Here is a 26,824-nt window from a genome sequence, read left to right as displayed (position 1 = left end):
TTTCTCGGGGGTGGTGAGTCAGATGACGTCGGCACAGGCGCCGGCCAGCCCGAGCCGCCCTGCCCGTGCCCATTTCGGGTGACCGGAAACGGGAAGGGCCCCCGCCGGATCGGCGAGGGCCCTTCTCGTGGATTTCGCTTCGGTCAGCGGAAGTCGCGGCCGAAGTCGTAGTCGTCCAGCGGCACCGCGGCGCCCGGCGTGGAGCCGAACACGTCCGGGGTGTAGTAGCCGTCGTCGTAGGACGGGATCGCGTAAGCGGCGACCCGCGCCTCCTCGGTCGGCTGCACCTGGATGTTGCGGTACTTGTTGATCCCGGTACCGGCCGGGATCAGCTTACCGATGATCACGTTCTCCTTGAGGCCCACGAGCTTGTCCGAGCGGCCGTTGATGGCCGCGTCGGTCAGGACACGCGTGGTCTCCTGGAACGAGGCCGCCGACAGCCACGAGTCCGTGGTCAGCGAGGCCTTCGTGATCCCCATCAGCACCGGACGACCCGAGGCCGGCTCGCCGCCCTCGGCGACCGACGCGCGGTTCTTCGCCTCGAACTTGGTCCGCTCGGGCAGCTCGCCCGGCAGGAAGTCCGTGGCACCGGAGTCGATGATCGTCACGCGGCGCAGCATCTGCCGCACGATGACCTCGATGTGCTTGTCGTGGATCGACACACCCTGCGCCCGGTACACCTTCTGGACCTCGTCCACCAGGTGCATCTGCGCCTCGCGCGGCCCCATGACCCGCAGGACCTCGTGCGGGTCCGGCGTGCCTTCGAGCAGCTGCTGGCCGACCGCGACGCGGTCACCGTCGCCCAGCGGGCCGTTCGGGGTGTTCGCGAGCCGCTGACGCTTGGACAGCTTGTCGAAGACGATCTCTTCGCTGCCGTCGTCCGGGATCAGCGTGATCTTCCAGAACCGCTCGCTCTCCTCGATGCGCACGCGGCCATCGACGTCGGCGATCGGCGCCTTGCCCTTCGGGACCCGGGCCTCGAACAGCTCCTGGACACGGGGCAGACCGGTCGTGATGTCGTCACCGGCCACACCACCCTGGTGGAACGTACGCATCGTCAGCTGCGTACCCGGCTCACCGATCGACTGGGCCGCGACGATACCCACGGCCTCGCCGACGTCGACGAGCTGACCGGTCGCCATGGACCGGCCGTAGCAGGTGGCGCAGATACCGACGGCCGACTCGCAGGTCAGCACCGAACGCACCTTGACCTTGGAGATCCCGCTCGAGATGAGCTTGTCGATCGCCGGGTCACCGATGTCGTCACCGGCGTTGAGCACGACGTTGCCCTTGGCGTCGACCGCGTCGGTCGCCAGGTTCCGCGCGTACACGCTGGTCTCGACGTGCTGGTCGCGCAGGACCTTGCCGTCACCGATGTCCTCGCCGATCGGCATGTTGATACCGCGGGTGGTGCCACAGTCGATCTCGCGGACGATGACGTCCTGCGACACGTCCACCAGACGACGGGTCAGGTAACCCGAGTCGGCGGTACGGAGCGCCGTGTCCGCCAGACCCTTACGGGCACCGTGCGTCGCGATGAAGTACTCCGCCACCGACAGGCCTTCACGGAAGTTGGCCTTGATCGGACGCGGGATGTACTCACCCTTCGGGTTCGACACCAGACCACGCATACCGGCCAGCGACCGGACCTGCGTCATGTTGCCCGCCGCGCCCGACTTCACGATCATCGCGATCGGGTTGTCGTCCGGCAGCGCCGTCTCCATGATCTTGTGGACCTCTTCGGTGGCCTGCGTCCACACCTTGACGAGCTCGTTGTTGCGCTCGGCGTGCGACAGCTGACCACGCTGGTACCGCTTCTCGACCTGGTCGGCCTTGCCTTCGTACTCGTCCAGAATGGCCTTCTTGCCTGCCGGGACGAGCACGTCGGAGATGGCGACCGTGACACCCGAACGGGTCGCCCAGTAGAAACCGGCGTCCTTCAGGCGGTCCAGGGTCTGCGCGACCTGGGTCATCGAGTACCGCTCGGCGAGGTCGTTCACGATCGCGGCCTGACGCTTCTTCGGCATCGGCTCGTTGATGAACGGGTAGTCCGCCGGCAGCAGCTCGTTGAACAGCACGCGGCCCAGGGTGGTCTCGGCCAGCCACGCCTTGCCCGGCTCCCAGCCGTTCTCCGCGAGCCTCGCCTCGTCGGCCTTGGCGGGCTGACGGTCGGTGACGCGGATCTTGATCGGGGCGTGCAGGCTCAGCGCCTTGCGGTCGAACGCCATGATCGCCTCGGCGGGCGACGAGTACGCGTTGCCCGCGCCCTCGGCGTTCTCGTTCAACCGGGTCAGGTGGAACAGACCGGTCACCATGTCCAGACGCGGCATGGCGAGCGGACGGCCCGACGCCGGCGAAAGGATGTTGTTCGCCGACAGCATCAGGATGCGGGCCTCGGCCTGCGCCTCCGCGGACAGCGGGAGGTGCACGGCCATCTGGTCACCGTCGAAGTCCGCGTTGAACGCTTCACAGACCAGCGGGTGCAACTGGATGGCCTTGCCTTCGACCAGCTGCGGCTCGAAGGCCTGGATACCGAGGCGGTGCAGGGTCGGCGCACGGTTCAGCATCACCGGGTGGCCGGTGATGACCTCTTCGAGCACGTCCCACACCTGCGGACGCGACCGCTCCACCATCCGCTTGGCGGACTTGATGTTCTGCGCGTGGTTCAGGTCGACCAGCCGCTTCATGACGAACGGCTTGAACAGCTCGAGCGCCATGTCCTTCGGCAGACCGCACTGGTGCAGCTTCAGCTGCGGACCGACGATGATGACCGAACGGCCGGAGTAGTCGACACGCTTGCCGAGCAGGTTCTGACGGAACCGGCCCTGCTTGCCCTTGAGCAGGTCGGACAGCGACTTCAGCGGGCGGTTACCGGGACCGGTGACCGGGCGGCCGCGGCGGCCGTTGTCGAACAGCGCGTCGACGGCCTCCTGCAGCATCCGCTTCTCGTTGTTCACGATGATCTCGGGCGCGCCGAGGTCGATCAGCCGCTTCAACCGGTTGTTCCGGTTGATGACCCGGCGGTAGAGGTCGTTCAGGTCGGAGGTGGCGAAGCGGCCACCGTCGAGCTGGACCATCGGGCGCAGGTCCGGCGGGATCACCGGGACGGCGTCGAGCACCATGCCGCGCGGGTCGTTGCCGGTGGCCTGGAAGGCCGCGACGACCTTGAGCCGCTTCAGCGCGCGGAGCTTCTTCTGCCCCTTGCCGTTGCGGATGGTGTCGCGCAGGCTCTCGGCCTCCGCGGCGACGTCGAACTCGGTGGCCAGCTTCTGGATGGCCTCCGCGCCCATGCCGCCGGTGAAGTACTCGCCGTACCGGTCGACGAGCTCGCGGTAGAGCAGCTCGTCGGCGATCAGCTGGCGGGTGTCGAGCTTGGTGAAGGTCGTCCAGACCTCCTCGAGACGGTCCAGCTCGCGACCGGCGCGGTCACGCAGCTGACGCATCTCGCGCTCGCCGCCTTCCTTGACCTTGCGGCGGACGTCGGACTTGGCGCCCTCCGCCTCCAGCTCGGCCAGGTCGGCTTCCAGCTTCTGCGCCCGTGCCTCGATGTCCGCGTCGCGCTTGGTCTCGAGGTTCTTGCGCTCGACGCCGATCTCGTTCTCGAGGGTCGGCAGGTCGTTGTGCCGCAGCTCGGTGTTCACACCGGTGATCACGTAGGCCGCGAAGTAGATGATCTTCTCGAGGTCCTTCGGCGCCAGGTCGAGCAGGTAGCCCAGGCGGGAGGGAACACCCTTGAAGTACCAGATGTGGGTGACGGGAGCGGCCAGCTCGATGTGGCCCATCCGCTCACGGCGCACCTTGGCGCGGGTGACCTCGACGCCACAGCGCTCGCAGATGATGCCCTTGAAGCGGACCCGCTTGTACTTACCGCAGTAGCACTCCCAGTCCCGGGTCGGGCCGAAGATCTTCTCGCAGAAGAGGCCGTCCTTCTCGGGCTTGAGCGTCCGGTAGTTGATGGTCTCCGGCTTCTTCACCTCGCCGAAGGACCACTGACGAATGTCGTCGGCGGTGGCGAGGCCGATGCGGAGCTCATCGAAGAAGTTGACGTCCAGCACGTCTTTACATCCCCTTGGGGTTGATGCGACTAGAGGAGTTGGCGAGCGGAGGATGGACCACGGGAGGCGCTGTGTCTTGTGGGACACCCACACCCGGGCCCAGCCTCATCGCGGGTCAGTGCACGACGTCGTCCACCGAGGGCGACTCGTTGCGGGACAGGTTGATGCCGAGGTTGGCCGCGGCACGCTCGAGGTCCTCGTCGTCGGAGTCGCGCATCTCGATCGCGGCGCCGTCGCTGGACAGCACCTCGACGTTGAGACAGAGCGACTGGAGCTCCTTCAGGAGCACCTTGAACGACTCGGGGATACCCGGCTCGGGGATGTTCTCCCCCTTGACGATGGCCTCGTACACCTTGACGCGGCCGACCACGTCGTCCGACTTGATCGTCAGGAGCTCCTGCAGGGTGTATGCGGCGCCGTACGCCTGCATCGCCCAGCACTCCATCTCGCCGAACCGCTGGCCACCGAACTGCGCCTTACCACCCAGCGGCTGCTGCGTGATCATCGAGTACGGACCGGTGGACCGGGCGTGGATCTTGTCGTCGACCAGGTGGTGCAGCTTCAGGATGTACATGTAGCCGACGGAGACCGGGTACGGGTACGGCTCGCCGGAGCGGCCGTCCAGCAGGGTGGCCTTGCCGTTCTGCTTGACCATGCGCTCGCCGTCGCGGTTCGGCTTGGTCGCGCCGAGCAGCCCGGTGAGCTCCTCTTCCTTGGCGCCGTCGAACACCGGGGTCGCGGTGTTCGTGCCGGGGTCGACGTCGTAGAGCTCCTCGTTGAGGTTCTTCGCCCACTCCGGGTTGCCCTCGATCTTCCACCCCTGCGACGCCAGCCAGCCCAGGTGAAGCTCCAGGACCTGGCCGATGTTCATACGACGCGGGACACCGTGGGTGTTCAGGATGATGTCGACGGGCGTGCCGTCCTCCATGAACGGCATGTCCTCGGCGGGGAGGATCTTGCCGATGACACCCTTGTTCCCGTGGCGGCCGGCGAGCTTGTCGCCCGGCTGGATCTTCCGCTTCTGGGCCACGTAGACGCGGACCAGTTCGTTGACGCCCGGGGGCAGCTCGTCGTCGTCCTCGCGCGAGAACACGCGGATGCCGATGACCTTGCCGGTCTCGCCGTGCGGCACCTTCAGCGAGGTGTCGCGGACCTCGCGGGCCTTCTCACCGAAGATCGCGCGGAGCAGGCGCTCCTCCGGGGTCAGCTCGGTCTCGCCCTTGGGCGTGACCTTGCCGACCAGGATGTCGCCGTCGCGGACCTCGGCACCGATGCGGATGATGCCGCGCTCGTCGAGGTCGGCGAGGACCTCCTCGGAGACGTTCGGGATGTCCCGGGTGATCTCCTCGGCGCCCAGCTTGGTGTCGCGGGCGTCGATCTCGTGCTCCTCGATGTGGATCGACGTGAGCACGTCGTCCTGCACCAGGCGCTCGGAGAGGATGATCGCGTCCTCGTAGTTGTGGCCCTCCCACGGCATGACCGCGACGAGCAGGTTCTTGCCGAGCGCCATCTCACCGTTCTCGGTGGACGGGCCGTCGGCGATGACCTGACCCTGCTCGACCCGGTCGCCCTCGTTGACGATCGGGCGGTGGTTGAAGCAGGTGCCGTGGTTCGAGCGACGGAACTTGTACAGTCCGTAGCTCTTCCGCGTGCCGTCGTCGTGCATGATCGTGATCAGGTCGGCCGAGAGCTCCTCGACCACACCGGCCTGCTCGGCGACGAGCACGTCACCGGCGTCCACCGCGGCACGCAGCTCCACGCCGGTGCCGACCAGCGGGGCCGAGTTGCGCAGCAGCGGAACGGCCTGACGCTGCATGTTCGCGCCCATGAGCGCGCGGTTCGCGTCGTCGTGCTCGAGGAACGGGATCATCGCCGTCGCGACCGAGACCATCTGCCGCGGCGAGACGTCCATGTAGTCCACGTCCAGCGGGTCGATCAGCTCGACCTCGCCGCCCTTCTTACGGACCAGGACGCGGTCTTCGACGAAGGTGCCGTCGTCGTGGATCGGCGCGTTCGCCTGCGCCTTCACGTAACGGTCTTCCTCGTCCGCGGTGAGGTAGTCGACCTGGTCGGTGACGCGGCCCTCGACGACCTTGCGGTACGGGGTCTCGATGAAACCGAACGGGTTGACCCGCGCGTACGAGCAGAGCGAACCGATCAGGCCGATGTTCGGGCCTTCCGGCGTCTCGATCGGGCACATGCGGCCGTAGTGCGACGGGTGGACGTCCCGGACCTCCATGCCGGCGCGCTCACGCGACAGACCACCCGGGCCGAGGGCGGACAGACGACGCTTGTGCGTCAGCCCCGACAGCGGGTTGTTCTGGTCCATGAACTGCGACAGCTGCGAAGTACCGAAGAACTCCTTGATCGCCGCCACGACGGGACGGATGTTGATCAGGGTCTGCGGCGTGATCGCCTCGACGTCCTGGGTGGTCATCCGCTCGCGGACGACGCGCTCCATCCGGGACAGACCCACGCGGATCTGGTTCTGGATGAGCTCGCCGACGGTGCGGAGACGCCGGTTGCCGAAGTGGTCGATGTCGTCGGTCTCGACCGGGATGACCTGGTCGCCGACGGTCGCCTTGTCCTCGCCCGCGTGCAGGCGGACCAGGTACTCGATCGTCGAGACGATGTCCTCTTCGGTGAGCGTCCCGGTGTCGTACGGCGTGGTCAGGCCGAGCTTCTTGTTCAGCTTGTACCGGCCGACCTTGGCCAGGTCGTAGCGCTTCGGCTTGAAGAACAGGTTCTCCAGCAGCGTCTGCGCGCTCTCCTTGGTCGGCGGTTCGCCCGGGCGCAGCTTGCGGTAGATGTCGAGCAGCGCCTCGTCGGTGCCGGCGGTGTGGTCCTTCTCGAGGGTGGCGAGCAGCGTCTCGGAGAAGGAGAAACGCTCGCGGATCGCCTCGGTGGTCCAGCCGAGCGCCTTCAGCAGCACGGTGACCGGCTGGCGGCGCTTGCGGTCGATGCGGACGCCGACGGTGTCGCGCTTGTCGACGTCGAACTCCAGCCAGGCACCCCGGCTCGGGATGACGCGGACGTTGAAGACGTCCTTGTCGGTGGTCTTGTCGACGCTGGTGTCGAAGTACACACCCGGCGAACGGACCAGCTGCGACACGACGACACGCTCGGTGCCGTTGATGACGAAGGTGCCCTTGTCGGTCATCACCGGGAAGTCACCCATGAAGACCGTCTGGCTCTTGATCTCGCCGGTGTTGTTGTTCACGAACTCGGCGGTCACGAACAGCGGGGCCGCGTACGTCATGTCCTTGTCCTTGCACTCCTCGACGGAGGCCTTGACCTCGTCGAAGCGCGGGTCGGAGAAGGACAGCGACATGGATCCGGAGAAGTCTTCGATCGGCGAGATCTCGTTGAGGACCTCTTCCAGGCCGCCGACCGGGTTTTCTTCACCTTCTTCGACGCGGCGTTCGAACCACGCCTCGTCGCCGGTGAACCATTCAAAGGACCTGATCTGCACGTCGAGCAGGTTCGGGGTGCTGAGCGGCTCGCGAATCTTTGCGAAGGAGACCCGCTTGGGGGCTCCCGGGATTCCCGTGGACTCCGAGCGAGATACAGCCGAGGTGGTCGCAGCAGTGGCCTGGTTCGCGGGAGAGACTGCCAAGATGCGTCCTTCCGGGGACAATGAGCGGTGAGCAGCCGCGTCAGCAACAACTGATGCGGTCTGTCAAGGGTGCCGTGTGCCCACTATCCTAACTACCGGCTCCGGGCAGCCTGAAAGAGGGCAGCGCAAAGAAGCAGTCTAGCCCGAACGTCGCGGTCTGTCCAGGGGGCGCTCCCGATGGGGCCCAGCCTGCATCGCAACGTCTTCAGGTATGCCTCTCCTCGGCCTCCCCGGGCCGTCCCTCCCGCAAGGGCACCGCCGGTTCTCACCGTTGCCAGTAAGCGTGACCCCACAGGGGCTCTGAGTCAAGATGCCGCGCGGTGGTCCCGCCGGTTGGCGCAGCGTGGAAGTAGCCCTGCCCCTGGTGCTTCACAGGACGATCATCCTGGTTACCGCCCGGTACCCGCAGGTGACGGCGCCGGCGCACCGACCTGCGTTTAGCGGGCTAAACGCGATCCGACCGCCAGGGCTTCCCGGACGGTCACCGGGTCGGGCCAGGCGACCGGCGGGGCGCTCCGGGCGAACTCGGCCCGTGTGACCGTTGTGACCGGTGGGCCGTCTGGTGTGGCGCACAGGCACGGCGACGCACCTGCGTTTCGCGGGCTAATCGCGACGCGCGCCGGGCGGGCGCTGCCAGACTGGGGGCGTGAGCGAAACGTGGGAGCAGGACGCCGAGATGCCCCCGGTCCTCTTGCGGCCGGAAGCCGAGCTGCGGAAGGCCGCGGAGCAGAGCCCCCTTCTCGGCGAGGTCCGCGGCTACGTCGCCGGGTCGGACTCCGGCGATCCGCTGATCCCCCGGTGGGCGGAGGTGTCCGGGCTGGTCCGCGTCGTCGACGGCAAGCACGTGCCCGTCGAGGAGAACGCGACGCTCGTCGACGACGCTCTCCGGCTCTGGAAGCGGTTGTTTTCGACGCTCGGCGAGGCTGAGTCGCTCCGCCCCGGACTGGTCGCGACGATCTCACTCACGCTCTACCGGTCGGGTCCGGTCGCCGTGCCGGTCGATCTCCTTCTCGAAGCCGTCGAACTCGGGCAGGCACCGGACGAGCCGACGCGGTACGCGACAAGCGTCGCGCTGGATCTGCTGGAACGGCTCGGCGCGATCGAGAAGCGCACCGCGGACCCGGCCGGGCTCGCGCTGATCGCCGAGATCGCCGGGAAACCCGATCCCTCCCCGTTCCTCCTCAGCCTCACCCCGATCGCCGTGTGGGCGCTCAACAGGGAGCTCCGCGAGGCCGGAATGGCCGCACCGGTCATCGGCGAGGCGGCGGAAGAGAGTCTCGGCGAGCTGAGCCCGCGCCTCGCCAAGTCCGCACCGGGGATTATCGACGCGGAGCTGAAGGCCTGGGTGCGGCACCGGCCGCCTTCCGACGCGGCGGCGGAGGCGAGGGCGTTCCTTCACGCCGCGCGGCTCCCGGTGGAACGGCTTTTCGCCTTGATCGCGCTCGGGGAGATCGGCGAGATCGGCCTCGAGACCGCAGCGGGGGTCCGAGCCGAAGGCGGTCTGGCCGGCGCGGCCGCCGCGATGTGGCTGTCCGAACGGGGCGCGGTCGACCGGGAAACGATCACCCGTGACGAGGTCGTCCTCGGGATGGCCGACCATTACGCGGCGATGCACGCGCTCGGCGCGTTCGTCCATCAACTCGCCGACATGGACGACCGCTTCGACGTCGTGGACCTGCTGACGTCCTCCGGCCATCCGGACCGGCTCGAACTCCTGGACGTCGTCGGCACGGACCATCCGGACCGGAAGATGGCCAAGAAGGCGCGCACGGCGAGTTTCAAGCTCCGGTCGAGCGGCGTGCGGACGCGTCACGATTAGCCCGCTAAACGCAGGTCGGGGGCGGGAGCGCCGGGAAGCCGTGAGGGGCGCACGTCGCGGACCCAGATCGCGATTAGGGGGCTAAACGCAGGTCAGCGGGGCCGCAGGCGCGGATCGCGTTTAGCGGGCTAAACGCGATCCGGGCCGCGTCACTTCGAGGGGGCCGGGGAGGCCGGGGGTGAAGCGGGAGCCGACGAAGCGGTGGGGTTCGGCGGAGCGGCGTAGGTGTTCATCGCCGTGATCTTCCACTTGTCGCCCTGCAGCTCCGCGTTCAAGTGCAGCTGCGCGCTCCCGGCGGTGGTCTTGTTCGTGTCGGCCCGCGTCGAGCTCTGGTCGACGAACACCATCACGTCGGCCCGGTCGCCTTCCAGCCGGATGACCGCGCTCCGGGTGACCTTGCAGGTCACGACCATCTTCTGCTGCGGGGCCAGCCGCTTGACCTCGCCCATCAGCAGGTTGTACTTCGCCCGCACGTCGTCGTTGACCAGCAGATCGGCCGCCGCGGTCTCGGTCTTGGCGATGTTGTTGTAGTCGTACGAGAACAGCGCCTCGGTCGCCTTTGCGACCTGGTCCTTGACCTGCGCGGTCTTCGCCACGTCCAGCAACGCCGTGTTGTTCGTCGAGCTGGACACCTCGTCGGCCTGGATCTTGAAGAGCACCGCGGTCGCGGCCAGCAGCAGCCCGACGACCACCAGCGCGCCCGCCAGGATCAGCTGCCTGGAGCCCGCCTTCTTCTCGGGCTCCGAGGATTCGGCGACCTCGGCTTCGGCTTCGTCAAGGTCGTCTGGCTTCTCTTCGGCGGCCGCGCGGACCTTCGCACGCGGGCTCGGCTTCGCGACCACCTCCTCTTCTGACTCTTCCGAAGTTTCGGGAGCGTCAGGCTCTTCAGGAGCCTCGACCGCGGCCACCTCAGGCTCAGGCTCCTCGACGACCTCAGGCTCGGGTTCAGGCGAAGGCGCGGGACGCGGAGCCGGCCGCGGCGACGGACGGCGAACCGGCGTCGGCGTTTCGTCGACCTCGACCTCCGAGGTGGACACCTCGGGAGAAGAAGCGGGAGCGGGAGACGCACCGGGCCGTCGCAGGCCGGCCACCCGGGGGCGGCGCACCGGCGGAGTGCTGCGAGGGGGCTGGCGACGGGAGGGGGGCACTACGTGGCTCCGTTCTAGGTGACGCTCTTACTGACCGGCCGCGACGAGGGGCACGTTGTCGATCCCGGACAGCTTCCACTCATCGCCGACCCGGGTCATCGAGACCTCTAGGCGCAACGCCTTCGAGCTCGCCTTGTCGCCCTGGGTGACCTGCGTGGAGATGGCGGCGAGGAAGCTCGCCTTGCCCTCGTGGTCGTCGAGTTCCTCGACCGCGATGTCCTGGATGGTGGTCACGACCTTGGTCTTCGCGTCGCCGAGCGCCTTGCGGTAGGTCGGCTCCAGCTGGGCCAGCTGCTGGCTCATCTTCTCGTCGGAGACGGCCTTCTGCCTGTTGAAGAACTCGTCGAGGTTCTCGAAGTCGACCTCGGTGTACGCCTTGATCGCGGTGCCGCCCGCCTTGACCACCTCGTCCCGCGAGCGCGCCAGGTCGGCGTTGTCGTCCGACGCGGCCACGGCCCACATGACACCGAAGATCGCCGCGGCGAGGAAGGCGGCCAGCGCGAACGCCGCCGCCCCCAGTACCAGGGTCCGCGATCGAGAAGAACTCATGACACTCCAGAGTAGGTATACGGTCTCGGGCTCAGCCGGGCAGGCCCAGCAGCGTGCCGAGGGTGGGCAGGCTGACCCCGGGGCTCTGCAGGACGCTCGGCATGCCCTGCGCCGCGCGCAGGCTGGCCAGTTCCTCGGCCGAGCGGCCGGCGTTCGCCGCGACGTCGCCCTCCGACGGGATCTGCGGGACCCCGTTGTACGGCGCGTTCTGCGCACCGCGCACGTTGATCGGGCTGCCCTTCGGCTCGGCGCAGTACGCGTCGTCCTTCGGCGCGCGAGGCGTCGTGTCGGTGCCTTCGCGGTACTTGTCCAGGCCCATGTAGCCCTTGGTGCACGACGGCGGGTTGAACAGGTTGAGCGCGAGCCCCAAATGCGCGGTGCCGTCGTTGGCGACGGTGTTGGCGCCGGCGGCCAGCATCGGGTACGTCACCAGGCCCTGTTCGAGCCCATCGAGCCGGGTCACCAGCAGGTTCGACGTCGTGAGCAGGTTCGCCGTCAGCGCACCCAGCCCCGGCCCGGATTCGGCGAGCACCGAGCTGATCTGGTTCGCCACCTGCGGAGTGATCCCGATCAGCTTCCGGATGTCGGCGTCGGAGTTCTTCAGCGTGCCCGAGAGCTTGTTGAGGTCCGCGCTGAACGACTTCATGGAGCTCGACATCTCGTTCTGCGTTTCGAGGACCTGCCCGCCCTTTTCCAGCAGCTGGACCGTCTGCGGCAGGTACTCCTGCGCGGTCGTGGTGAAGCTCCGCGCGGTGTCGAGCAGCCGCTGCAGGTCCGGGCCGGTGCCGTTGAAGGCGTTGTACGACTCGTCGACGACCTTGCGCAGCGAGTCGGTCGGCACCGAGGCCGCGAGGCTGTCGAGGTCGCCGATGAGCTGCTCGGTCGGCACCGGCGTCTTGACCTTGTCGGCCGGGATGACCGAACCCGCGTTCAGGAACGGTCCCTTGTCGCTCTTGGGTTTCAGGTCGACGAACTGTTCGCCGACCGCCGACCGGTTCGCGACGACGGCGTCGAGATCGGCGGGCACCTGCGGGGCGTCCGGCGAGATGTTGAGGTCGGCTTCCAGCCCGGTCTTGGTCAGGCGCAGCTCGCCGACCCGCCCGATGTTGAAGCCGCGGTACGTGACCTCGGCGTTGGTGAAGATGCCGCCGGACTGCTTGAGCTGCAGCTTCACCGTGTAGCCCTCGTCGCCGAAGACCTGGCCGAGCCCGGCGAACCGGATCAGCGCGTACACGATGGCGACCACGGAGATGATCGCGAACGCGACCAGCTGGATCTTCGTCCTACGGACCAGCATCAGCCGGCACCTCCCGAAAGCACGCCGAAGATACCGGCGGGTCCGGTCTGTTGCGGCTGCCCGCCGCCCTGCGGCGCGCCGGCCTGGCTACCGGCGACACCGCCGACGCTGTCCGGGATCGGCAGCGGCGGATTCTCCCCCGGCCCCTCGGTGCCACCGGTCAGACCCGGCACCGGCACGACGTCCTTGAGCGGGTTCTCCCGGCTGCGGCCGAGGTTCTTGAGGATCTCGTTCAGGTTCAGGTCGATCTTCGCGAACAGGTTGAAGTAGTCGCCCTTGACGCCGTCGTAGGCGGCGTCGCTGAACGGGAAGGTCAACAGGATCTCCAGCGCCTTCGGCAGGTCCGCGCCCGCCTCGCCGAGTTTCTGCAGCGTCGGCTGCAGTGCCTTGAGGTCGGCGACGAGGTCTTCCTTGCTCTTGTTCACCGTGTCGACGGCGACACCGGAAAGGCGGTTGAGCGCGTTCAGCATCGTCACCAGCTGGCCGCGCTGCTGCTCCAGCACGCCGAGACCGGGGCCGAGGTTGTCGACCGCGCCGACCAGCTTGTCCTTCTGGCCGTTCAGCGTCAGCGAGAGCCGGTTCAGCCCGTCGAGCGCCCGTGTGATGTTCGCGGACTGCTTGTCGAGGTTCGTGACCAGCTCGTTGGTGTTGTTCAGCAGCGCCTTGAGCTCCGGCGAGCGGCCGGTGGTGGCGTTGTTGAGCTCCTTGGTGATGGTGTTGAGCTGTTCCACCCCGCCACCGTTGAGCAGCAGCGAAAGCGCGCCGAGCAGTTCTTCGACCTCGACGCTGCGGTTCGTGCGGGCCAGCGGGATCACCGCGTTGTCGGCCAGCTTGCCCTGTCCGTCGGGAGGGGCGGCCAGCTCGACGTACTTCTCGCCGAGGAGGCTCGACTGCTTGACGTTGGCGAGCGCGTTCGCCGGCAGCTTCACGTCGCCGTTGACCCGGAGGGTGACTTCGGCGTTCCAGCCGTCCTGGGTCAGGCCGATCGCTTCGACGCGGCCGATGGCGACCTCGTTGACCTTCACCCCGGCCTGCGGGGTCAGGTCGAGCACGTCGCGGAACTGCACCTTGACCGTGTACGGGTGGTCGCCGAGTTCGGCGCCACCGGGCAGCGGGACGTCGTAGATCCCGCTGAACCCGCAGCCGCTCAACGTCAGCGCCGTGACCGTGCCGACGGCCGCCAGAACCAAAGACTTCCTCATCACTTGGCCGCCGTTCCGTAGAGCTGCCCCGCGATCGGGAGCGGCAGCGGCGGCAGCTGGCCCGCCTGCGACGACTGGATCACCTGCGCGATCGACGGCAACGGCACCAGCCCGTCGACGAGCCCGGCGACGCCCTTGCACGCGTCGCCCAGCGCGTCTAGCGCGTCTGGGGTCTGCTTGAGCAGGTTGCATACCATCACCAGCGGCGGCTGGGTGAGCTCGTTGAGGTTGGCCCGTGCGTCGAGCGTGCCCGACGAGGCGTTGTAGGTGTTGACCAGGTTCCCGAGGCCGACCGGGGCGACGTCGAGGATCTCGGCGAGCGCGCCGCGCTGGTCGACGAGCACCTTGGTCACGCTCGCCAGCTTGTCCACATTGGACTTGAGCCGGTCGCGGTTCTTCTCGATGAACGCCTGCACCGCGGTGAGCGTGTCCGACAGCTGCTTCACCGTCGCCGAGAGGTTCTCCCGCTCCCCCGAGAGGAATCCGCTGACGTCGGCGAGCTGCCGTTCGAAGTCGCGGACCTGCTTGTCGCTGTTCACCAGCGTCTGCGAGAAGGAGCCGAGGTTCTCGACGGTCTTGAACAGGTCGTCCTTGTTGCCCGACAACGTGCCCGCGGCCTGGCCGAGTTTCGTGATCGTGTCGTGCAGCGCCTGCCCGTTGCCGTCGAAGTTCTTCGCGGCGGTGTCGAGCAGGTTCGACAGCGAACCGTTCTTGTTGGCACCGTTGGGCCCGAGCGACTTGCTGACCCGGGACAGGCTGGCGGCGAGCTCGTCGACCTCCAGCGGCACCTCGGTGCGGTCGAGCCCGATGACGGCGCCGTCGGCGATCCGCGGGCCACCCTTGTAGGCCGGGGCGAGCTGCACGTAGCGGTCGCTGACCAGCGACGGCGACACGATGATCGCCTTCGCGTCCGCGGGCACCGCCACCGAACGGTCGTATTCGAGTTCGACGCGGACCTGGTTGCCCATCGGCTGGATCTTGGTGACCGTGCCCATGTCCACGCCGAGCATGCGGACACTGTTGCCTTCGTAGAGGCCGACGGTGCCCGCGAAGTACGCGGTCACGTGGTTGCGGCCGGCGTCCTTGAGCGTCCACCACAGCGCGCCGGCGACGACCAGCGCGAGCACGATCGCGATGGTGAAGCCGCGCGCGAGGCTGGAACCGAGACGGGTACTCATTTCTCGTAGCACCCCTTGTCGTTGATCGGGCCGAACGACGGCAGGACCAGTCCGCAGATGTAGTTGTCGAACCAGCGGCCGTTGCCGATCGTGTTCGTGAACACCCGGATGAACGGCGCGAACCGCGCGATGCCCTGACCGAGGGCGTCCTGGTTGCGCTGGAGCATCGAGGTCAGCTGGTCGAGCTGGGTGAGCACCGGGTCGAGCTGCGCGTCGTTGTCGTCGACCAGGCCCTTGAGCTGGGTGGCGAGGTTGCGCGAGCCGTCCAGCAGCGCGGAGATCGCCTCCTTGCGCTTGGCCACCTCGCCGAGCAGCTTGTTGCCGTCGGCCAGCAGCTTCTGGAACTCGGCGTCGCGGTCGACGAGCGTCTGCGAGACCTGCCGCGTGTTCGCGAGCAGGCTCGCCAGCTGCGAGTCACGTTTGGCGATGGTGTCCGAGAGGCGGGAAAGGCCGGTCAGCGCGCCCTTCACGTCGGCCGGGGTGTCCGCGAAGGTCTCCGTGATGACGTCGAAGCTCTTCGCCAGCTGCGTCGTGTCGATGTCGTCGACGGTCTGCGAAAGGCCGCGGAAGGCGTCGAGGACGTCGAACGGCGACATCGTGCGCTCACGCGGGATGGTCGCGCTCGGGTCGAGCGTGCGCTGCCCCTGCGGGTCGAGCGCCAGGTACTTCTGGCCCAGCACGGTCTTGATCTTGATGGCCGCGCTGGTCTTGTCGCCCAGCCAGGCGTCCTTGACCTTGAACGAGATCCGGACCTTGTCGCCGTCGAGCTTGATCTGGGAGACCTTGCCGACCTTCACGCCGGCGACCCGGACGTCGTTGTCCTCCTGCAGGCCCGAAGCCTCGCTGAAATCGGCGGAGTACGTCGTGCCGCCGCCGATCACCGGCAGGTCTTCGGAGTTCAGCGCGGCGATGAAACCGAGCAGCAGCACCGAGATGCCGACCAGCGCGATCGGGATCGGATTGCGTTTCTGGAACGACTTCATGCCGTGCACCTCGCCCGGTTCACCGGCAGCAGCGGCAGGTTGATCGGCTCGTTGATCAGCGGAGGCAGGGCGACGGCTCCCGTCATCTCACAGGCGAAGAAGTTGAACCAGGAGCCATAGTCGGCGGTGCGGGTCAGCGCCGTCACCTTCTGCGGCAGGAACTGGATGAAGTGCTCGACGAGCGGCTGGTTGTCGTTGAGGTTCTTCGACAGCGTGCCGAGCGCGGCGATGTCCTGCTTGAGCGGCTCGCGGGCCTCGCCGAGCAGACCGGAGGTCGTCTTGGCCAGGGTGCCGAGCGAGTCGATGGCGTCGCCGATCGGCTCGCGGTCCGCGGCCAGCCCGGAGACCAGTTGCTGCAGCCTGACGATCAGGTCGTTCAGCTGCGGCGTGTGCGCGTTGACCGTGGTGAGCACCGAGTTCAGGTTGTCGATGACCTCGCCGATCACCTTGTCCTTGTCGGAGATCGTGGTGGCCAGCGACGCGGTGTGCTTCAGCAGGCTTTCGACCGTGCCGCCCTCGCCCTGCAGGACCTGGATGACCTCGTAGGACAGCTTGTTGATGTCGTCCGGGTTGAGCGCGGTGAACAGCGGCTTGAACCCGTTGAACAGCTGCGTCAGATCGAGCGCGGGCGTGGTGCGCTCCAGCGGGATGTTCCCGCCGGGCTCCAGGGTCTTGCCGGAGGAGTCGGTGCCCTGCCCGAGCGAGACGTAGCGCTGGCCGACCAGGTTCCGGAACTTGATCTGCGCGGTGACCCCGGCGGGCAGCTTGCGGCCGGCGTCCACCTCGAACTCGACCTCGGCCTGGCGCCGGTCGACGATGCGGACGTCCTTGACCTGTCCGACCCGGACACCGGCGATGCGGACGTCGTCGTTGGGCAGCAGCAGGGTGGCGTCGCTGAACCGCGCCTTGTAGGCGTTGGTGCTGGTGGTGTTCACGTTGGCGATGCTGATCCCGAGGATGGTCGTGAACAGCACGGTGACAACGATGAAGGCGCACAGCTTGAGCAGCGGAGCGAGCAATCCCCTCATTTGACGTGCACCTCCGCTCCCCGGTAGAGCGGGCCGACGAGCAGCGAGCCCCAGCCGGGCACGTCCGAGGCGGCCATGCCGACCTGCGGGGCGACCAGCTGCGCGAGGAAGTCCGATTCGGACGCGCTGTAGGAGGGGCTACCGCCGGGCGCTCCCCCGCCGTTGTAACCGCCGACGTTCGCGAAGCCGTTCGAAGGCGAAAGGCCGTCGTTCGCCGAGCGGGCCGGCGGCTTGACCGTGCTGCCGTCTTTGATCGGGCCGTCCGGCGGGTACTGCGGGAACGGGTCCGGGAACTGCTTCAGGTCGTAGCAGCGCGGGCCGCGTTTGTCCTCGAACCGCGGCTCGTCCTTGCCCGGCAGGTACGGCCCGCGGTTGACGGTGACCTCGATGGTCGCGTGCAGACCGGGCCGGTCGGTGCCCTTGCCGAGCGCCTTGTCGATCTTCGGCAGGTTGTCCGCCATCTGCCCGATCACGCAGGGGTACGACGGCGCGTACTTCGCCAGCAGCTCCGCCGTCGGGCGGGCGGTGTCGGCGAGCCGGATCAGGTTGTCGGCGTTGTTCTGGAGGAACGTCTGCAGATCGACCGAAGCCTGGGTGACGCTGCCGTAGAGGTTCGCCAGGTTCAGCTTCTGGTCCACCACGGTGCGGGTGGTGGTGCTCAGGTTGTCCAAGGTCTGCACCAGGTCCGGGGCGACGGCGTCGAGGTTGTCCGAAAACTTCGCGAGCTCTTTGAGGTTCTGCTGGAGCTTCGGCTCGTGCGGGTTCAGCTGCCCGACGTAGTCACCGAGCTGCGCGAGCGTGTCGCCGAGCTGGTCACCGCGGCCGTTGAGGGCGGTGGAGATCGCCGAAAGCGTGCTCGACAGCTTCTGCGGCTGGACGGCCTGCAAGACCGGCATCAGATGGGCGAAGGCCTGCTCCAGCTCGACCGCGCCGGACGTGCGGTCCTGGGTGATCACGTCGCCTTCCGCGATCGGCTTCTCCGACGGCGTGTCCGGGATCTCGAGGGAAACGAAACGCTCACCGAACAACGTCTTCGGCAGGAATCGCGCCGAAACGTTCTGCGGGATCAGTTTCGCCGACTCCGGATTCAGCGCGAGCGTGAGCTCGGCACCGTCCGGGGTCGCGGCGATGTCCTTGACCGAACCGACGATGAGCCCGCGGACCTTCACGTCGGACTGCTTCAGCAACTGGTTCCCGATGTTGCCCGACTGGAGCTTCACACTGACGACGGGCGTGAACGCCTTTTGGTACAGCGCGATGCTCAGCGCCACCCCGCCGATGAGCACGGCGACCAGAAGCAGGCCCAGCAGCCTGCGCCGGATTGTCGCGATCATCCTGCGATCCTCACCGTGACGTCGGTTCCCCAGATCGCGAAACCGATGAAGAAGTTCATGATGGACACCGTGACGATGCTCAGCCGGACCGCTTTACCGACGGCCACGCCGACACCGGCGGGGCCACCGGAGGCCCGGTATCCGAAATAGCAATGGGACAGGATGATCAAGACGCTGAACAACAGCACCTTGATGAACGAATACAACACATCCTGTGGTGGCAGGAACAGGTCGAAATAATGGTCGTAGGTACCCGCTGACTGGTTGTAGATGTAGATAACGACCAACCGCGACGCGAGATACGAACTCAGCAGGCCGATGACGTACAGCGGGATGACCGCGACGAAACCGGCGATGATCCGGGTGGTCACCAGGTACGGCAGGCTCGGCACGCCCATGACCTCGAGCGCGTCGATCTCCTCGGAGATCCGCATCGCGCCCAGCTGGGCGGTGAACCCGGCGCCGACGGTCGCCGAAAGCGCGAGGCCGGCGACCAGCGGGGCGATCTCGCGGGTGTTGAAGAACGCGGTCAGGAAGCCGGTGAAGGCCGAGGTGCCGATCGAGTTCAGCGCCGAGTAGCCCTGGAGACCGACGAGGACACCGGTGAACAGGGTCAGGCCGACCATCACGCCGACCGTGCCGCCGATGACGGCGAGCGAGCCGGAACCGAAGCTCACTTCGGCGAGCAGCCGCAGGACTTCTTTCATGTAGCGGCGAAGCGTCCTCGGCGTCCATAGCAACGCGCGGCCGTAGAACGACATCTGGTCACCGAGGTTGTCCAGAGTCTGCAAAGGACGGTTGGCGACCCGCTTGGCGCCCTGGAGAAAGGTCATGCGTCAGTCCAGCTTTCCGGGCACGATCTGCAGGTAGATCAGCGTGATCACGAAGTTCACCACGAACAGCATGAGGAACGTGATGACGACCGACTGGTTCACCGCGTCGCCGACGCCCTTCGGGCCGCCGGACGGGTTCAGTCCCCGGTAGGAGGCGACGACCGCGGCGATGAAGCCGAAGATCAGCGCCTTCAGCTCGCCGACCCAGAGGTCCGGCAGCTGGGCCAGCGCGGAGAAGCTCGCCAGGTACGCACCCGGCGTCCCGCCCTGGAGGACGACGTTGAAGAAGTACCCGCCGAGCACGCCGATGACGCTGACCATGCCGTTCAGCAGGAGCGCCACCAGCATCATCGCGAGCACACGCGGCACGATCAGCCGCTGCACCGCGGAGACGCCGAGCACCTCCATGGCGTCGATCTCCTCGCGGATGGTCCGCGCACCGATGTCGGCGCAGACCGCGCTACCGCCGGCGCCCGCGACCAGCAGCGCGGTGACCAGCGGGCTGGCCTGCTGCACGGTGGCCAGCACCGACCCGGCGCCCGTGTAGGACTGGGCGCCGAGCTGGCGGGCGAGTGAACCGAACTGCAGCGAGATGACCGCGCCGAACGGGATCGCGACGAGCGCGGTCGGCAGGATCGTGACGCTCGCGATGAACCAGGCCTGCTGGATGAACTCCCGCAACTGGAACGGGCGCTGGAAAATGCCACGAACGATGTCGAGGCCGAGAGCGAACAGGTTCCCGGTCTCGCGCAACATGCCGATCCCGGGGATCTTCGCCGATGAAGCGGAAGAGCTCACGCGCCACCTGACCCCGGATCTTGTGGCCGCAAGCGGTGGTTGCCGGCTCTCCCGGGGTGCGGGATGTGGGCGACCTGGTCGTCGGGCAGCTGGCCCTGGTGGTGGTTCGGGATCGAGCTCTCGGCGGGCGCCGACCGGTGGCCGGCGGTCGCGAGGCGCTGCGGGCGGACGCCGTAGCGCTGCTGCTCCTCCGGGGAGAGCGACTCGATGATGCTCTGCTGTGCCTCGGGCGGCAGGCCGTGCAGGATCTGCATGACGCGGTCCTTGCGGCGGACCGCGCCCATCCGGGTCGGCACGCCGGGCGTCGGCTGCATCTGCGGCGGCACCCCGCTGACGTCCTCGACACCGCCCGCGTGGTGACCGGCCTCGAACATCGCGCGCTCCGCGGCGAGCTGGGCCGAGTCCTTCTCCTCGCTCATGCCGATGGGGCCGTCCATCTTGCCGTTGAGGAACTGCTTGACGACCGGCTCCTCGCTGGTCAGCAACACCTCGCGCGGGCCGAACATGACCAGTTCCTTGCGGAAGAGCATGCCCAGGTTGTCCGGGACGGTGCGGGCGAGGTTGATGTTGTGCGTGACGATCAGGAACGTCGCGTCGATCTGCGCGTTGACGTCGAGGAAGAGCTGGGAGATGTAGGTGGTGCGGACCGGGTCGAGACCGGAGTCCGGCTCGTCGACCAGGATGATCTGGGGGTCCAGCACCAGGGCGCGGGCGAGACCGGCGCGTTTGCGCATACCACCGGAGATCTCGCCGGGCAGCTTCTTGTCGGCGCCGTTGAGACCGGTCATCTCGAGCTTCTCGAGCACGATCCGGCGGACCTCGGTCTCCGACTTCTTCGTGTGCTCCCGCAGGGGGAAGGCCACGTTGTCGTAGAGGTTCATCGAGCCGAACAGCGCGCCGTCCTGGAAAAGGACGCCGAAGAGCTTGCGCACCTCGTAGAGCTGGTGTTCGGAGCACGTCACGATGTCGACGCCGTTGATCATGCAGCGGCCGCGGTCCGGTTTGAGCAGACCGATCATCGACTTCAAGAAGACGGACTTACCGGTTCCGGACGGACCGAGCATCGCCGAAACCTCGCCCGGAGGCAGGGTCAGCGTGACGTCCCGCCAGATGGCCTGCTTACCGAAGGACTTGGAAAGACCTTCGATGACCACCTCGGCACCCATCGCACCTCCAGGAGCTGTTCCGCGTCGTCGCGCACTGCCTTCCCGTGCCACTGGCCCGAGAGGACGCATGCGTTCGCGCAGCGATACCCGCGTCAACCAGGTGCAACGAGCTGAGTGCGAACAGGTTACTCACCAGTTTTCTTTTCTGGCCAGACCCGCGGGTAACTTTTCGCACAGCCCGCCGCCTGCCCGTGCACCGCTTGCAGCACCGTAGTGCACGTCACTCCGGTGCGCAGATCCACGACCTGCCCCGGCCCAGGCCGGATCGCGATTAGGGGGCTAAACGCAGGTCAGCCCCCACGCCACCCTCCTCCCGCACCGGATCGCGTTTCGCGGGCTAAACGCGATCCGGCGTCCTGGACGCGCCAAAATGCTTAGCCTTGCTACGCGTCGCGATTAGGGGGCTAAACGCAGGTCGGGGCCGCGGGCTGGAGACAGCGAAGGGCGGGCACCCGTGTGGATGCCCGCCCCTTCGACGGTGCTGCGGTAGGCGCTGACGCGCCCGAGATCACTTGATGGCGATCTTGGCGCCCGCGGCCTCGAGCTTCTCCTTGGCGGCCTCAGCGGCCTCCTTGTCGACCTTCTCCAGGAGGGCCTTGGGAGCGGCCTCGACCAGCTCCTTGGCCTCCTTCAGGCCCAGACCCGAGACGACCTCACGGACGACCTTGATGACCTGGATCTTCTTGTCACCGGCGGACTCGAGGACGACGTCGAACTCGTCCTGCTCCTCGGCGGCCGCGGCCGGGGCGGCACCCGGGGCGGCGGCGACGACGGCAGCCGCGGCGGCCGCGGTCACGTCGAAGGTGGTCTCGAATTCCTTCACGAACTCGGACAGCTCAAGAAGGGTGAGCTCCTTGAAGGCGTCGATCAGCTCGGCGGTGCTCAGCTTCGCCATGGTGGCTTTCCTCTCTGAAACGAACTAAAAGTTCGGGGGTGGGGGTGTTCAGCTCTCGGCGGGTGCTTCGGCTGCTTCGGTACCGGCGTTGCGCTGCTTCTCCTCCAGCGCGGCAGCCAGGCGAGCGACCTGGGACGCCGGCGCCTGGAACAGCGCGGCGGCCTGGGACAGCTTCGCCTTGAACGCGCCCGCCGCCTTGGCGAGCAGGACCTCACGGCTGTCGAGATCGGCGATCTTGGTGATCTCGTCCACGGACAGCGTCTTGCCGTCCATGTAGCCGCCCTTGATCACAAGCGCGTTGTTGTCCTTCGCGAAGTCGCGAAGCGCCTTCGCGGCGTCAACAGCTTCACCTTCGACGAAGGCGATCGCGGTCGGGCCGACGAACAGGTCCTCGAGACCCTCGATGCCGGCGTCCGTGGCGGCACGCTTGACGAGGGTGTTCTTCGCGACCCGGTACTTGGCATTGGTGCCGAGAGCGCGGCGCAGCTGGGACAGCTGGGACACGGAGAGGCCGGTGTACTGGGTAACGACTGTGGCCGAGCTGCTGCGGAAGCTCTCCGCGATCTCGGCGACGGCCGCCTCCTTGTCGGGCTTCGCCATGGTCGCCTCCTCTCTTGGCTAGTGGTCCACTGGCCTTGAGAGCCCTGAAACGACGAAACGCCCCGGCGCAGACAGGCGCGGGGCGTCAGGGCACACGACGACGTGCGTCGTGGGCGAGCCTCGTTCCTCCTGCGCGGGTCGCCCGCCCTAGCGGGGCCTTCGTTCTCCAGGCCGTATGACCAGGAGAAGACCAGCGGTCTTCGGTAGAACCTTGACAAGAGTACGTGACCCTCTTCCGCCCTCCGCACGGCCCCCCTGTCAGATCGCGTTTAGCGGGCTAAACGCGACCGGCGGAGTGCGCCGGGGGCCTCGCGAGGCATCATGGTGACGTGGCGGAGCAGCGTGATGACGGAAAGCCGGGCAGTGAGCCCGGCACGGACATCGAGCCCAAGGCGGGAGGTCAGCCCGCGCCCCGGCTGGATGAGGAGCAACTGCGCCAGTTCCAGCAGTTTCAGCAGTTCCAGGACTATCTGAAGTTCACCGAGGCGCAGCAGCAGGGCCTCGTGCCGTCACAGACCACGCAGCCCGCGACCCAGTACTACGGAGGACAGCCGCCGGCGCCTCCGGGACCGCCGCCCGGCGAGCTCGTGCCTGCCCCTCGCCCGCGCATGCCGCGTTGGCTGCGGCGCCTGGGCGGGAAGCTCCTCGCCTGGATCATCGTGATCTTGCTGATCTGCATCGGCGCGACCATCGCCTACCGGCAGATCTTCCCCAGCGACGCCGGGGAGGACACGGCGACGTTCGTCCAGGGCGGCGGCGGCAAGCACCGCACCAACCAGGTGCTGTCGACCAACCCGTGGGAGGCCGTGCGGGCCATCTACGACACGATCGGCAAGCCGTACCCGCCCGCCACCCGCGTCGAAAAGGTCTGCCTGTCGATGAGCGAACAGGCGCAGGCCCAGTTCGCCCGCGACCTCGGCTATCCGGACTGCGCGACCGCCGTCCCGGCGCTGAACGCCAAGGTCACCGACATCACGCCGTACATCTACGCGGTTCGCCCGATGTCGAGCGTGGTCCCGCGGCAGAACCTGACGATCCACTCGTGCTGGTACAACATCCGCGGCGGCCCTCTGCTGGGCAGCTTCACCTTGCAGGAAGTCGAGATGGGTCAGTGGCTGATCACCGGGCACGCGAACTCTCCCACCCCCTGCCCTGCCCCGCCCACCGGCAACTGACCTGCGCGTCTTCACCCCCGGATCGCGATTAGGGGGCTAAACGCAGGTCGGCCGCAGATCGCGTTTAGCCCGCGAAACGCAAGTGCGCACGCCGGATCGCGATTAGCCCGCGAAACGCAGGTCGCGTCAGAGGTCGTGCGCGGTCAGGAAGCCGGTAAGGGCGGAGCCGAAGGCGGGGTGCATGACGGCGGCCATGTGATCACCGGGGACGCGGACGAGGCGGGCGCCGGCGATGGCGGCGGCAAGGCGTTCGGGTTCCGCGGCCAGCGGGTCGGTGTCCCCGGCGAGGATCAGGGTCGGCACCGCGATCGCCGTCAGGTCCAGTTTCGGATTCGCCGTACCGCGGGCGACGGCCGCCAGCGCGATCCGGTCCGCCCGCAACGCGTCGGCCAGCGCCCGGAAAGGCGCCGAAGACGGCGGGAGCGTCGAAGGGTCCGAAGCGAGCAGAGCCTCGCTGATCGCCTCAGGCGTGACGATGCGGGTGTCGACGCCGCCGAAGTCGACGATCCCCGACCCGACCCCGCCGATCGCGAGGCACCGGATCCGCGGGTCCGCGGCCACCGCCCCGAGCGCGATCATCGCGCCCATCGAGTAGCCGACCATCGACACCTCGTCGAGGTCCAGCGTGTCCAGCAGCGCCGACACGTCGCGCACCATCGCGTCGTCGCCGTAGCTCGCCTCGTCGTGCGGTTTCGCCGACCGCCCGTGGCCGCGCGCGTCCAGGCTGATCACGGTCAGCCCCGCGTCCTGGAGCGTGTCGACGACGCCGGGAGCGATCCAGTTGGCGTTCGTGTCCGCGGCGAAACCGTGCTGCAGCAGTACCGGACGCCCACCGCCTTCCCAGACGGTGTAGCTCAGCTGAAGCCCGTCGAACGACGCGAAGGTAGGCATGCCCTCCAGCAAACACGAAAAAGGGGCGGCCCCGCCGTAGCGGGACCGCCCCCTTCTCAGTGATGTCTAACTCAGACTCACGCGTCCTCGGTGAGGAGGTTGCGGGTGCGGGCCGGGTCGACCGGGACACCCGGGCCCATCGTCGTGGAGATCGTGACCTTCTTCAGGTAGCGACCCTTCGCCGACGACGGCTTGGCACGCAGGATCTCGTCCAGCGCGGCCGCGTAGTTCTCCACCAGCTTCTCGGTGTCGAACGAGGCCTTGCCGATGACGAAGTGCAGGTTGGCCTGCTTGTCCACGCGGAAGTTGATCTTACCGCCCTTGATGTCCGAGACGGCCTTCGCGACCGCGGGGGTCACGGTGCCGGTCTTCGGGTTCGGCATCAGGCCACGCGGGCCGAGGATGCGGGCGATACGGCCGACCTTCGCCATCTGGTCCGGCGTCGCGATCGCGGCGTCGAACTCGAGCCAGCCACCCTGGATGCGCTCGATCAGTTCGTCGGTGCCGACCACGTCCGCGCCGGCGGCCTCGGCCTCGGCGGCCTTGTCACCAACGGCGAAAACAATGACGCGGGCGGTCTTACCGGTGCCGTGCGGCAGGTTCACGGTGCCGCGGACCATCTGGTCGGCCTTCCGAGGGTCGACACCGAGGCGCATGGCGACCTCAACGGTGGCGTCCATCTTCTTGGAAGAGGTCTCCTTGGCCAGCTTCGCGGCCTCGAGCGGGGCGTAGAGCCGCTCGCGGTCCACCAGCTCAAGAGCCTGACGGTAGGCCTTGCTGTGCTTGGGCATTGCTTCTGTCCTTAACTCTTCAACGGATCAGTGTGGTGTTGGAGCCAGCACTGGCTCTCCCACGGTGGTGCGGGGTGGAACTCAGTCGACGACCGTGATGCCCATCGAGCGGGCGGTGCCGGCGATGATCTTCGCGGCCTGGTCGATGTCGTGCGCGTTCAGGTCGGATTCCTTGGTCTTCGCGATGTCGCGGACCTGGTCCCAGGTGACCTTGGCGACCTTGGTCTTGTGCGGCTCGCCGGAACCCTTCTCCACGCCCGCGGCCTTCAGCAGCAGCTTCGCGGCCGGCGGCGTCTTGAGCTTGAAGTCGAACGTGCGGTCTTCGTACACGGAGATCTCGACCGGGACGACGTCCCCGCGCTGCGACTCGGTCGCGGCGTTGTAGGCCTTGCAGAACTCCATGATGTTGACGCCGTGCTGACCCAGCGCGGGGCCGACCGGCGGCGCGGGGTTGGCCGCACCCGCCTTGATCTGCAGCTTGATGATCGCCGCAAGCTTCTTCTTCTTGGGTGGCATTTCGTTTGTTCCTTCTTACTGACTTGAGTCCCCCGCACACCTGCCAGTACGCGGGGACTGCCGGCCGTCTGGCGGCCGTCAGATCTTGGAGACCTGGTTGAACGACAGCTCGACCGGGGTCTCCCGGCCGAAGATCGACACCAGGACCTTCAGCTTCTGTCCGTCCACGTTGACCTCGGAGATCGTCGCGGGCAGCGTCGCGAACGGGCCGTCCATGACGGTGACCGACTCGCCGACCTCGAAGTCCACCTCGACCGCGGGGGCACCCAGCGGCGACTCGGTGGCGGCGGCCTCACCCTTGCCGGGCTTGGCGGGGGCGGCCGTCTCGACCTTGGGCGCGAGGAACTTGAGCACCTCGTCCACGGTCAGCGGCGACGGACGCGACGTGGCGCCGACGAACCCGGTGACACCCGGCGTGTTGCGCACCGCGCTCCACGAGGCGTCGTTCAGGTCCATGCGGACCAGGATGTAGCCGGGCAGCACCTTGCGCTGCACCTGCTTGCGCTGGCCGTTCTTGATCTCGGTGACCTCTTCGGTCGGGACCTCGATCTGGAAGATGTAGTCCTCGACGTCCAGCGTCTGGGTCCGGGTCTCGAGGTTGGTCTTCACCTTGTTCTCGTAACCCGCGTACGAGTGCACGACGTACCACTCACCGGGAGCGGCGTTGAGTTCCGCGCGCAGTTTGGCGACCGGGTCGACGTCCTCGTCGGCCTCGGGCTCGGCGGCGGTGTCGTCGTCCTCGGTGTCGTCGGTCTCGACGGACGCCTCGTCGGCCTCCGCGACATCTCCGGCTTCGTCGACCTCGTCGCCTGCGGCGGGCACCTCGACGGAGTCCAGGTGCTCGGACTGCTCGTCGCCGAGTGCCGCGTGCACCTGCTCGTCGGAAAGCTCGGTCAGCTCATGACCGGCTGCTGTGCCGTTCTCGGAGGTCACGTTCCGTCCTCTCAGTT

21 protein-coding genes are annotated in these 26,824 nt (G+C 67.5%); 2 read left to right on the top strand and 19 right to left on the bottom strand.

The window, feature by feature from the left end:
- Nucleotides 1-143 precede the first annotated feature (143 nt).
- Nucleotides 144-4,055, bottom strand: a complete 3,912-nt coding sequence (locus tag DMC61_RS22680; RefSeq protein WP_016331074.1) for a DNA-directed RNA polymerase subunit beta' — start codon at nucleotides 4,053-4,055, stop codon at nucleotides 144-146.
- A gap of 115 nt (nucleotides 4,056-4,170) precedes the next feature.
- The gene (locus DMC61_RS22675; protein ID WP_037332717.1) at nucleotides 4,171-7,671 is read right to left on the bottom strand and encodes a DNA-directed RNA polymerase subunit beta; all 3,501 of its coding nucleotides are present in this window, start codon (nucleotides 7,669-7,671) and stop codon (nucleotides 4,171-4,173) included.
- A 646-nt stretch (nucleotides 7,672-8,317) separates the two neighbouring features.
- Between DMC61_RS22675 and DMC61_RS22670 the strand changes: the two genes are divergently transcribed.
- A complete protein-coding gene (locus DMC61_RS22670) occupies nucleotides 8,318-9,490 on the top strand; it encodes a hypothetical protein (RefSeq protein WP_233594914.1) in 1,173 nt (390 codons plus the stop codon).
- Between the two features lie 149 nt (nucleotides 9,491-9,639).
- Here DMC61_RS22670 and DMC61_RS22665 read toward each other — a convergent pair whose 3' ends face one another.
- From DMC61_RS22665 to rplJ, 13 genes are all read right to left on the bottom strand, one after another.
- Nucleotides 9,640-10,581: a hypothetical protein gene (locus DMC61_RS22665; protein ID WP_370456429.1), complete on the bottom strand. Its 942-nt coding sequence runs from the start codon at nucleotides 10,579-10,581 to the stop codon at nucleotides 9,640-9,642.
- Nucleotides 10,582-10,665: 84 nt separating this feature from the next.
- The gene (locus tag DMC61_RS22660) at nucleotides 10,666-11,187 is read right to left on the bottom strand and encodes a hypothetical protein (protein ID WP_063274324.1); all 522 of its coding nucleotides are present in this window, start codon (nucleotides 11,185-11,187) and stop codon (nucleotides 10,666-10,668) included.
- Nucleotides 11,188-11,218: 31 nt separating this feature from the next.
- Entirely contained in the window at nucleotides 11,219-12,484 is a 1,266-nt protein-coding gene (locus DMC61_RS22655; RefSeq protein ID WP_072028946.1) for an MlaD family protein, read from the bottom strand.
- Entirely contained in the window at nucleotides 12,484-13,686 is a 1,203-nt protein-coding gene (locus tag DMC61_RS22650) for an MCE family protein (protein ID WP_125691122.1), read from the bottom strand. Before DMC61_RS22650 ends, DMC61_RS22655 begins: the two co-directional genes overlap by 1 nt.
- Nucleotides 13,686-14,864, bottom strand: coding sequence for an MCE family protein (locus DMC61_RS22645; protein ID WP_125691120.1), 1,179 nt, complete (start codon nucleotides 14,862-14,864; stop codon nucleotides 13,686-13,688). Before DMC61_RS22645 ends, DMC61_RS22650 begins: the two co-directional genes overlap by 1 nt.
- Nucleotides 14,861-15,847 (bottom strand): MCE family protein, encoded by a 987-nt coding sequence (locus tag DMC61_RS22640; RefSeq protein WP_125691118.1) that lies wholly within the window; start codon nucleotides 15,845-15,847, stop codon nucleotides 14,861-14,863. Before DMC61_RS22640 ends, DMC61_RS22645 begins: the two co-directional genes overlap by 4 nt.
- Nucleotides 15,844-16,875: an MCE family protein gene (locus tag DMC61_RS22635; RefSeq protein WP_016331065.1), complete on the bottom strand. Its 1,032-nt coding sequence runs from the start codon at nucleotides 16,873-16,875 to the stop codon at nucleotides 15,844-15,846. The genes DMC61_RS22640 and DMC61_RS22635 overlap by 4 nt, the downstream gene beginning before the upstream one ends.
- Entirely contained in the window at nucleotides 16,872-18,209 is a 1,338-nt protein-coding gene (locus DMC61_RS22630; RefSeq protein WP_125691116.1) for an MCE family protein, read from the bottom strand. Before DMC61_RS22630 ends, DMC61_RS22635 begins: the two co-directional genes overlap by 4 nt.
- On the bottom strand, nucleotides 18,206-19,042 hold the full coding sequence (locus tag DMC61_RS22625; RefSeq protein ID WP_016331063.1) for an ABC transporter permease: 837 nt from the start codon (nucleotides 19,040-19,042) through the stop codon (nucleotides 18,206-18,208). The genes DMC61_RS22630 and DMC61_RS22625 overlap by 4 nt, the downstream gene beginning before the upstream one ends.
- Nucleotides 19,043-19,045: 3 nt before the next feature.
- Nucleotides 19,046-19,798, bottom strand: coding sequence for an ABC transporter permease (locus DMC61_RS22620; protein WP_020633292.1), 753 nt, complete (start codon nucleotides 19,796-19,798; stop codon nucleotides 19,046-19,048).
- A 38-nt stretch (nucleotides 19,799-19,836) separates the two neighbouring features.
- Nucleotides 19,837-21,006, bottom strand: coding sequence for an ABC transporter ATP-binding protein (locus tag DMC61_RS22615; protein ID WP_125691114.1), 1,170 nt, complete (start codon nucleotides 21,004-21,006; stop codon nucleotides 19,837-19,839).
- 508 nt (nucleotides 21,007-21,514) lie between these two features.
- Nucleotides 21,515-21,901 carry a 50S ribosomal protein L7/L12 gene (rplL, locus tag DMC61_RS22610; RefSeq protein ID WP_125691112.1) on the bottom strand — a complete coding sequence of 129 codons (387 nt, stop codon included), beginning with the start codon at nucleotides 21,899-21,901 and terminating at the stop codon, nucleotides 21,515-21,517.
- 48 nt (nucleotides 21,902-21,949) lie between these two features.
- Nucleotides 21,950-22,501 carry a 50S ribosomal protein L10 gene (gene rplJ, locus DMC61_RS22605; RefSeq protein ID WP_034304192.1) on the bottom strand — a complete coding sequence of 184 codons (552 nt, stop codon included), beginning with the start codon at nucleotides 22,499-22,501 and terminating at the stop codon, nucleotides 21,950-21,952.
- A gap of 329 nt (nucleotides 22,502-22,830) precedes the next feature.
- Between rplJ and DMC61_RS22600 the strand changes: the two genes are divergently transcribed.
- Nucleotides 22,831-23,676: a hypothetical protein gene (locus tag DMC61_RS22600; protein ID WP_125691110.1), complete on the top strand. Its 846-nt coding sequence runs from the start codon at nucleotides 22,831-22,833 to the stop codon at nucleotides 23,674-23,676.
- A 126-nt stretch (nucleotides 23,677-23,802) separates the two neighbouring features.
- Here DMC61_RS22600 and DMC61_RS22595 read toward each other — a convergent pair whose 3' ends face one another.
- The 4 genes from DMC61_RS22595 to nusG all read right to left on the bottom strand — a co-directional run bounded on the left by DMC61_RS22595 (nucleotide 23,803) and on the right by nusG (nucleotide 26,807).
- Entirely contained in the window at nucleotides 23,803-24,567 is a 765-nt protein-coding gene (locus tag DMC61_RS22595) for an alpha/beta fold hydrolase (protein ID WP_125691108.1), read from the bottom strand.
- Between the two features lie 77 nt (nucleotides 24,568-24,644).
- Nucleotides 24,645-25,358: a 50S ribosomal protein L1 gene (rplA, locus tag DMC61_RS22590; protein ID WP_016331057.1), complete on the bottom strand. Its 714-nt coding sequence runs from the start codon at nucleotides 25,356-25,358 to the stop codon at nucleotides 24,645-24,647.
- A gap of 81 nt (nucleotides 25,359-25,439) precedes the next feature.
- Complete coding sequence (gene rplK, locus DMC61_RS22585) at nucleotides 25,440-25,874, bottom strand: 50S ribosomal protein L11 (protein WP_005152062.1); 435 nt, start codon at nucleotides 25,872-25,874, stop codon at nucleotides 25,440-25,442.
- A gap of 78 nt (nucleotides 25,875-25,952) precedes the next feature.
- Nucleotides 25,953-26,807 carry a transcription termination/antitermination protein NusG gene (gene nusG / locus DMC61_RS22580; protein WP_016331056.1) on the bottom strand — a complete coding sequence of 285 codons (855 nt, stop codon included), beginning with the start codon at nucleotides 26,805-26,807 and terminating at the stop codon, nucleotides 25,953-25,955.
- Nucleotides 26,808-26,824: the final 17 nt, after the last annotated feature.

Origin of the sequence: Amycolatopsis sp. WAC 04169 (assembly GCF_003947535.1) — a bacterium.
Lineage (GTDB): Bacteria > Actinomycetota > Actinomycetes > Mycobacteriales > Pseudonocardiaceae > Amycolatopsis > Amycolatopsis keratiniphila.
Note: the sequence above shows the minus strand (reverse complement) of the source record. Positions and strands in the feature narration are given on the sequence as shown.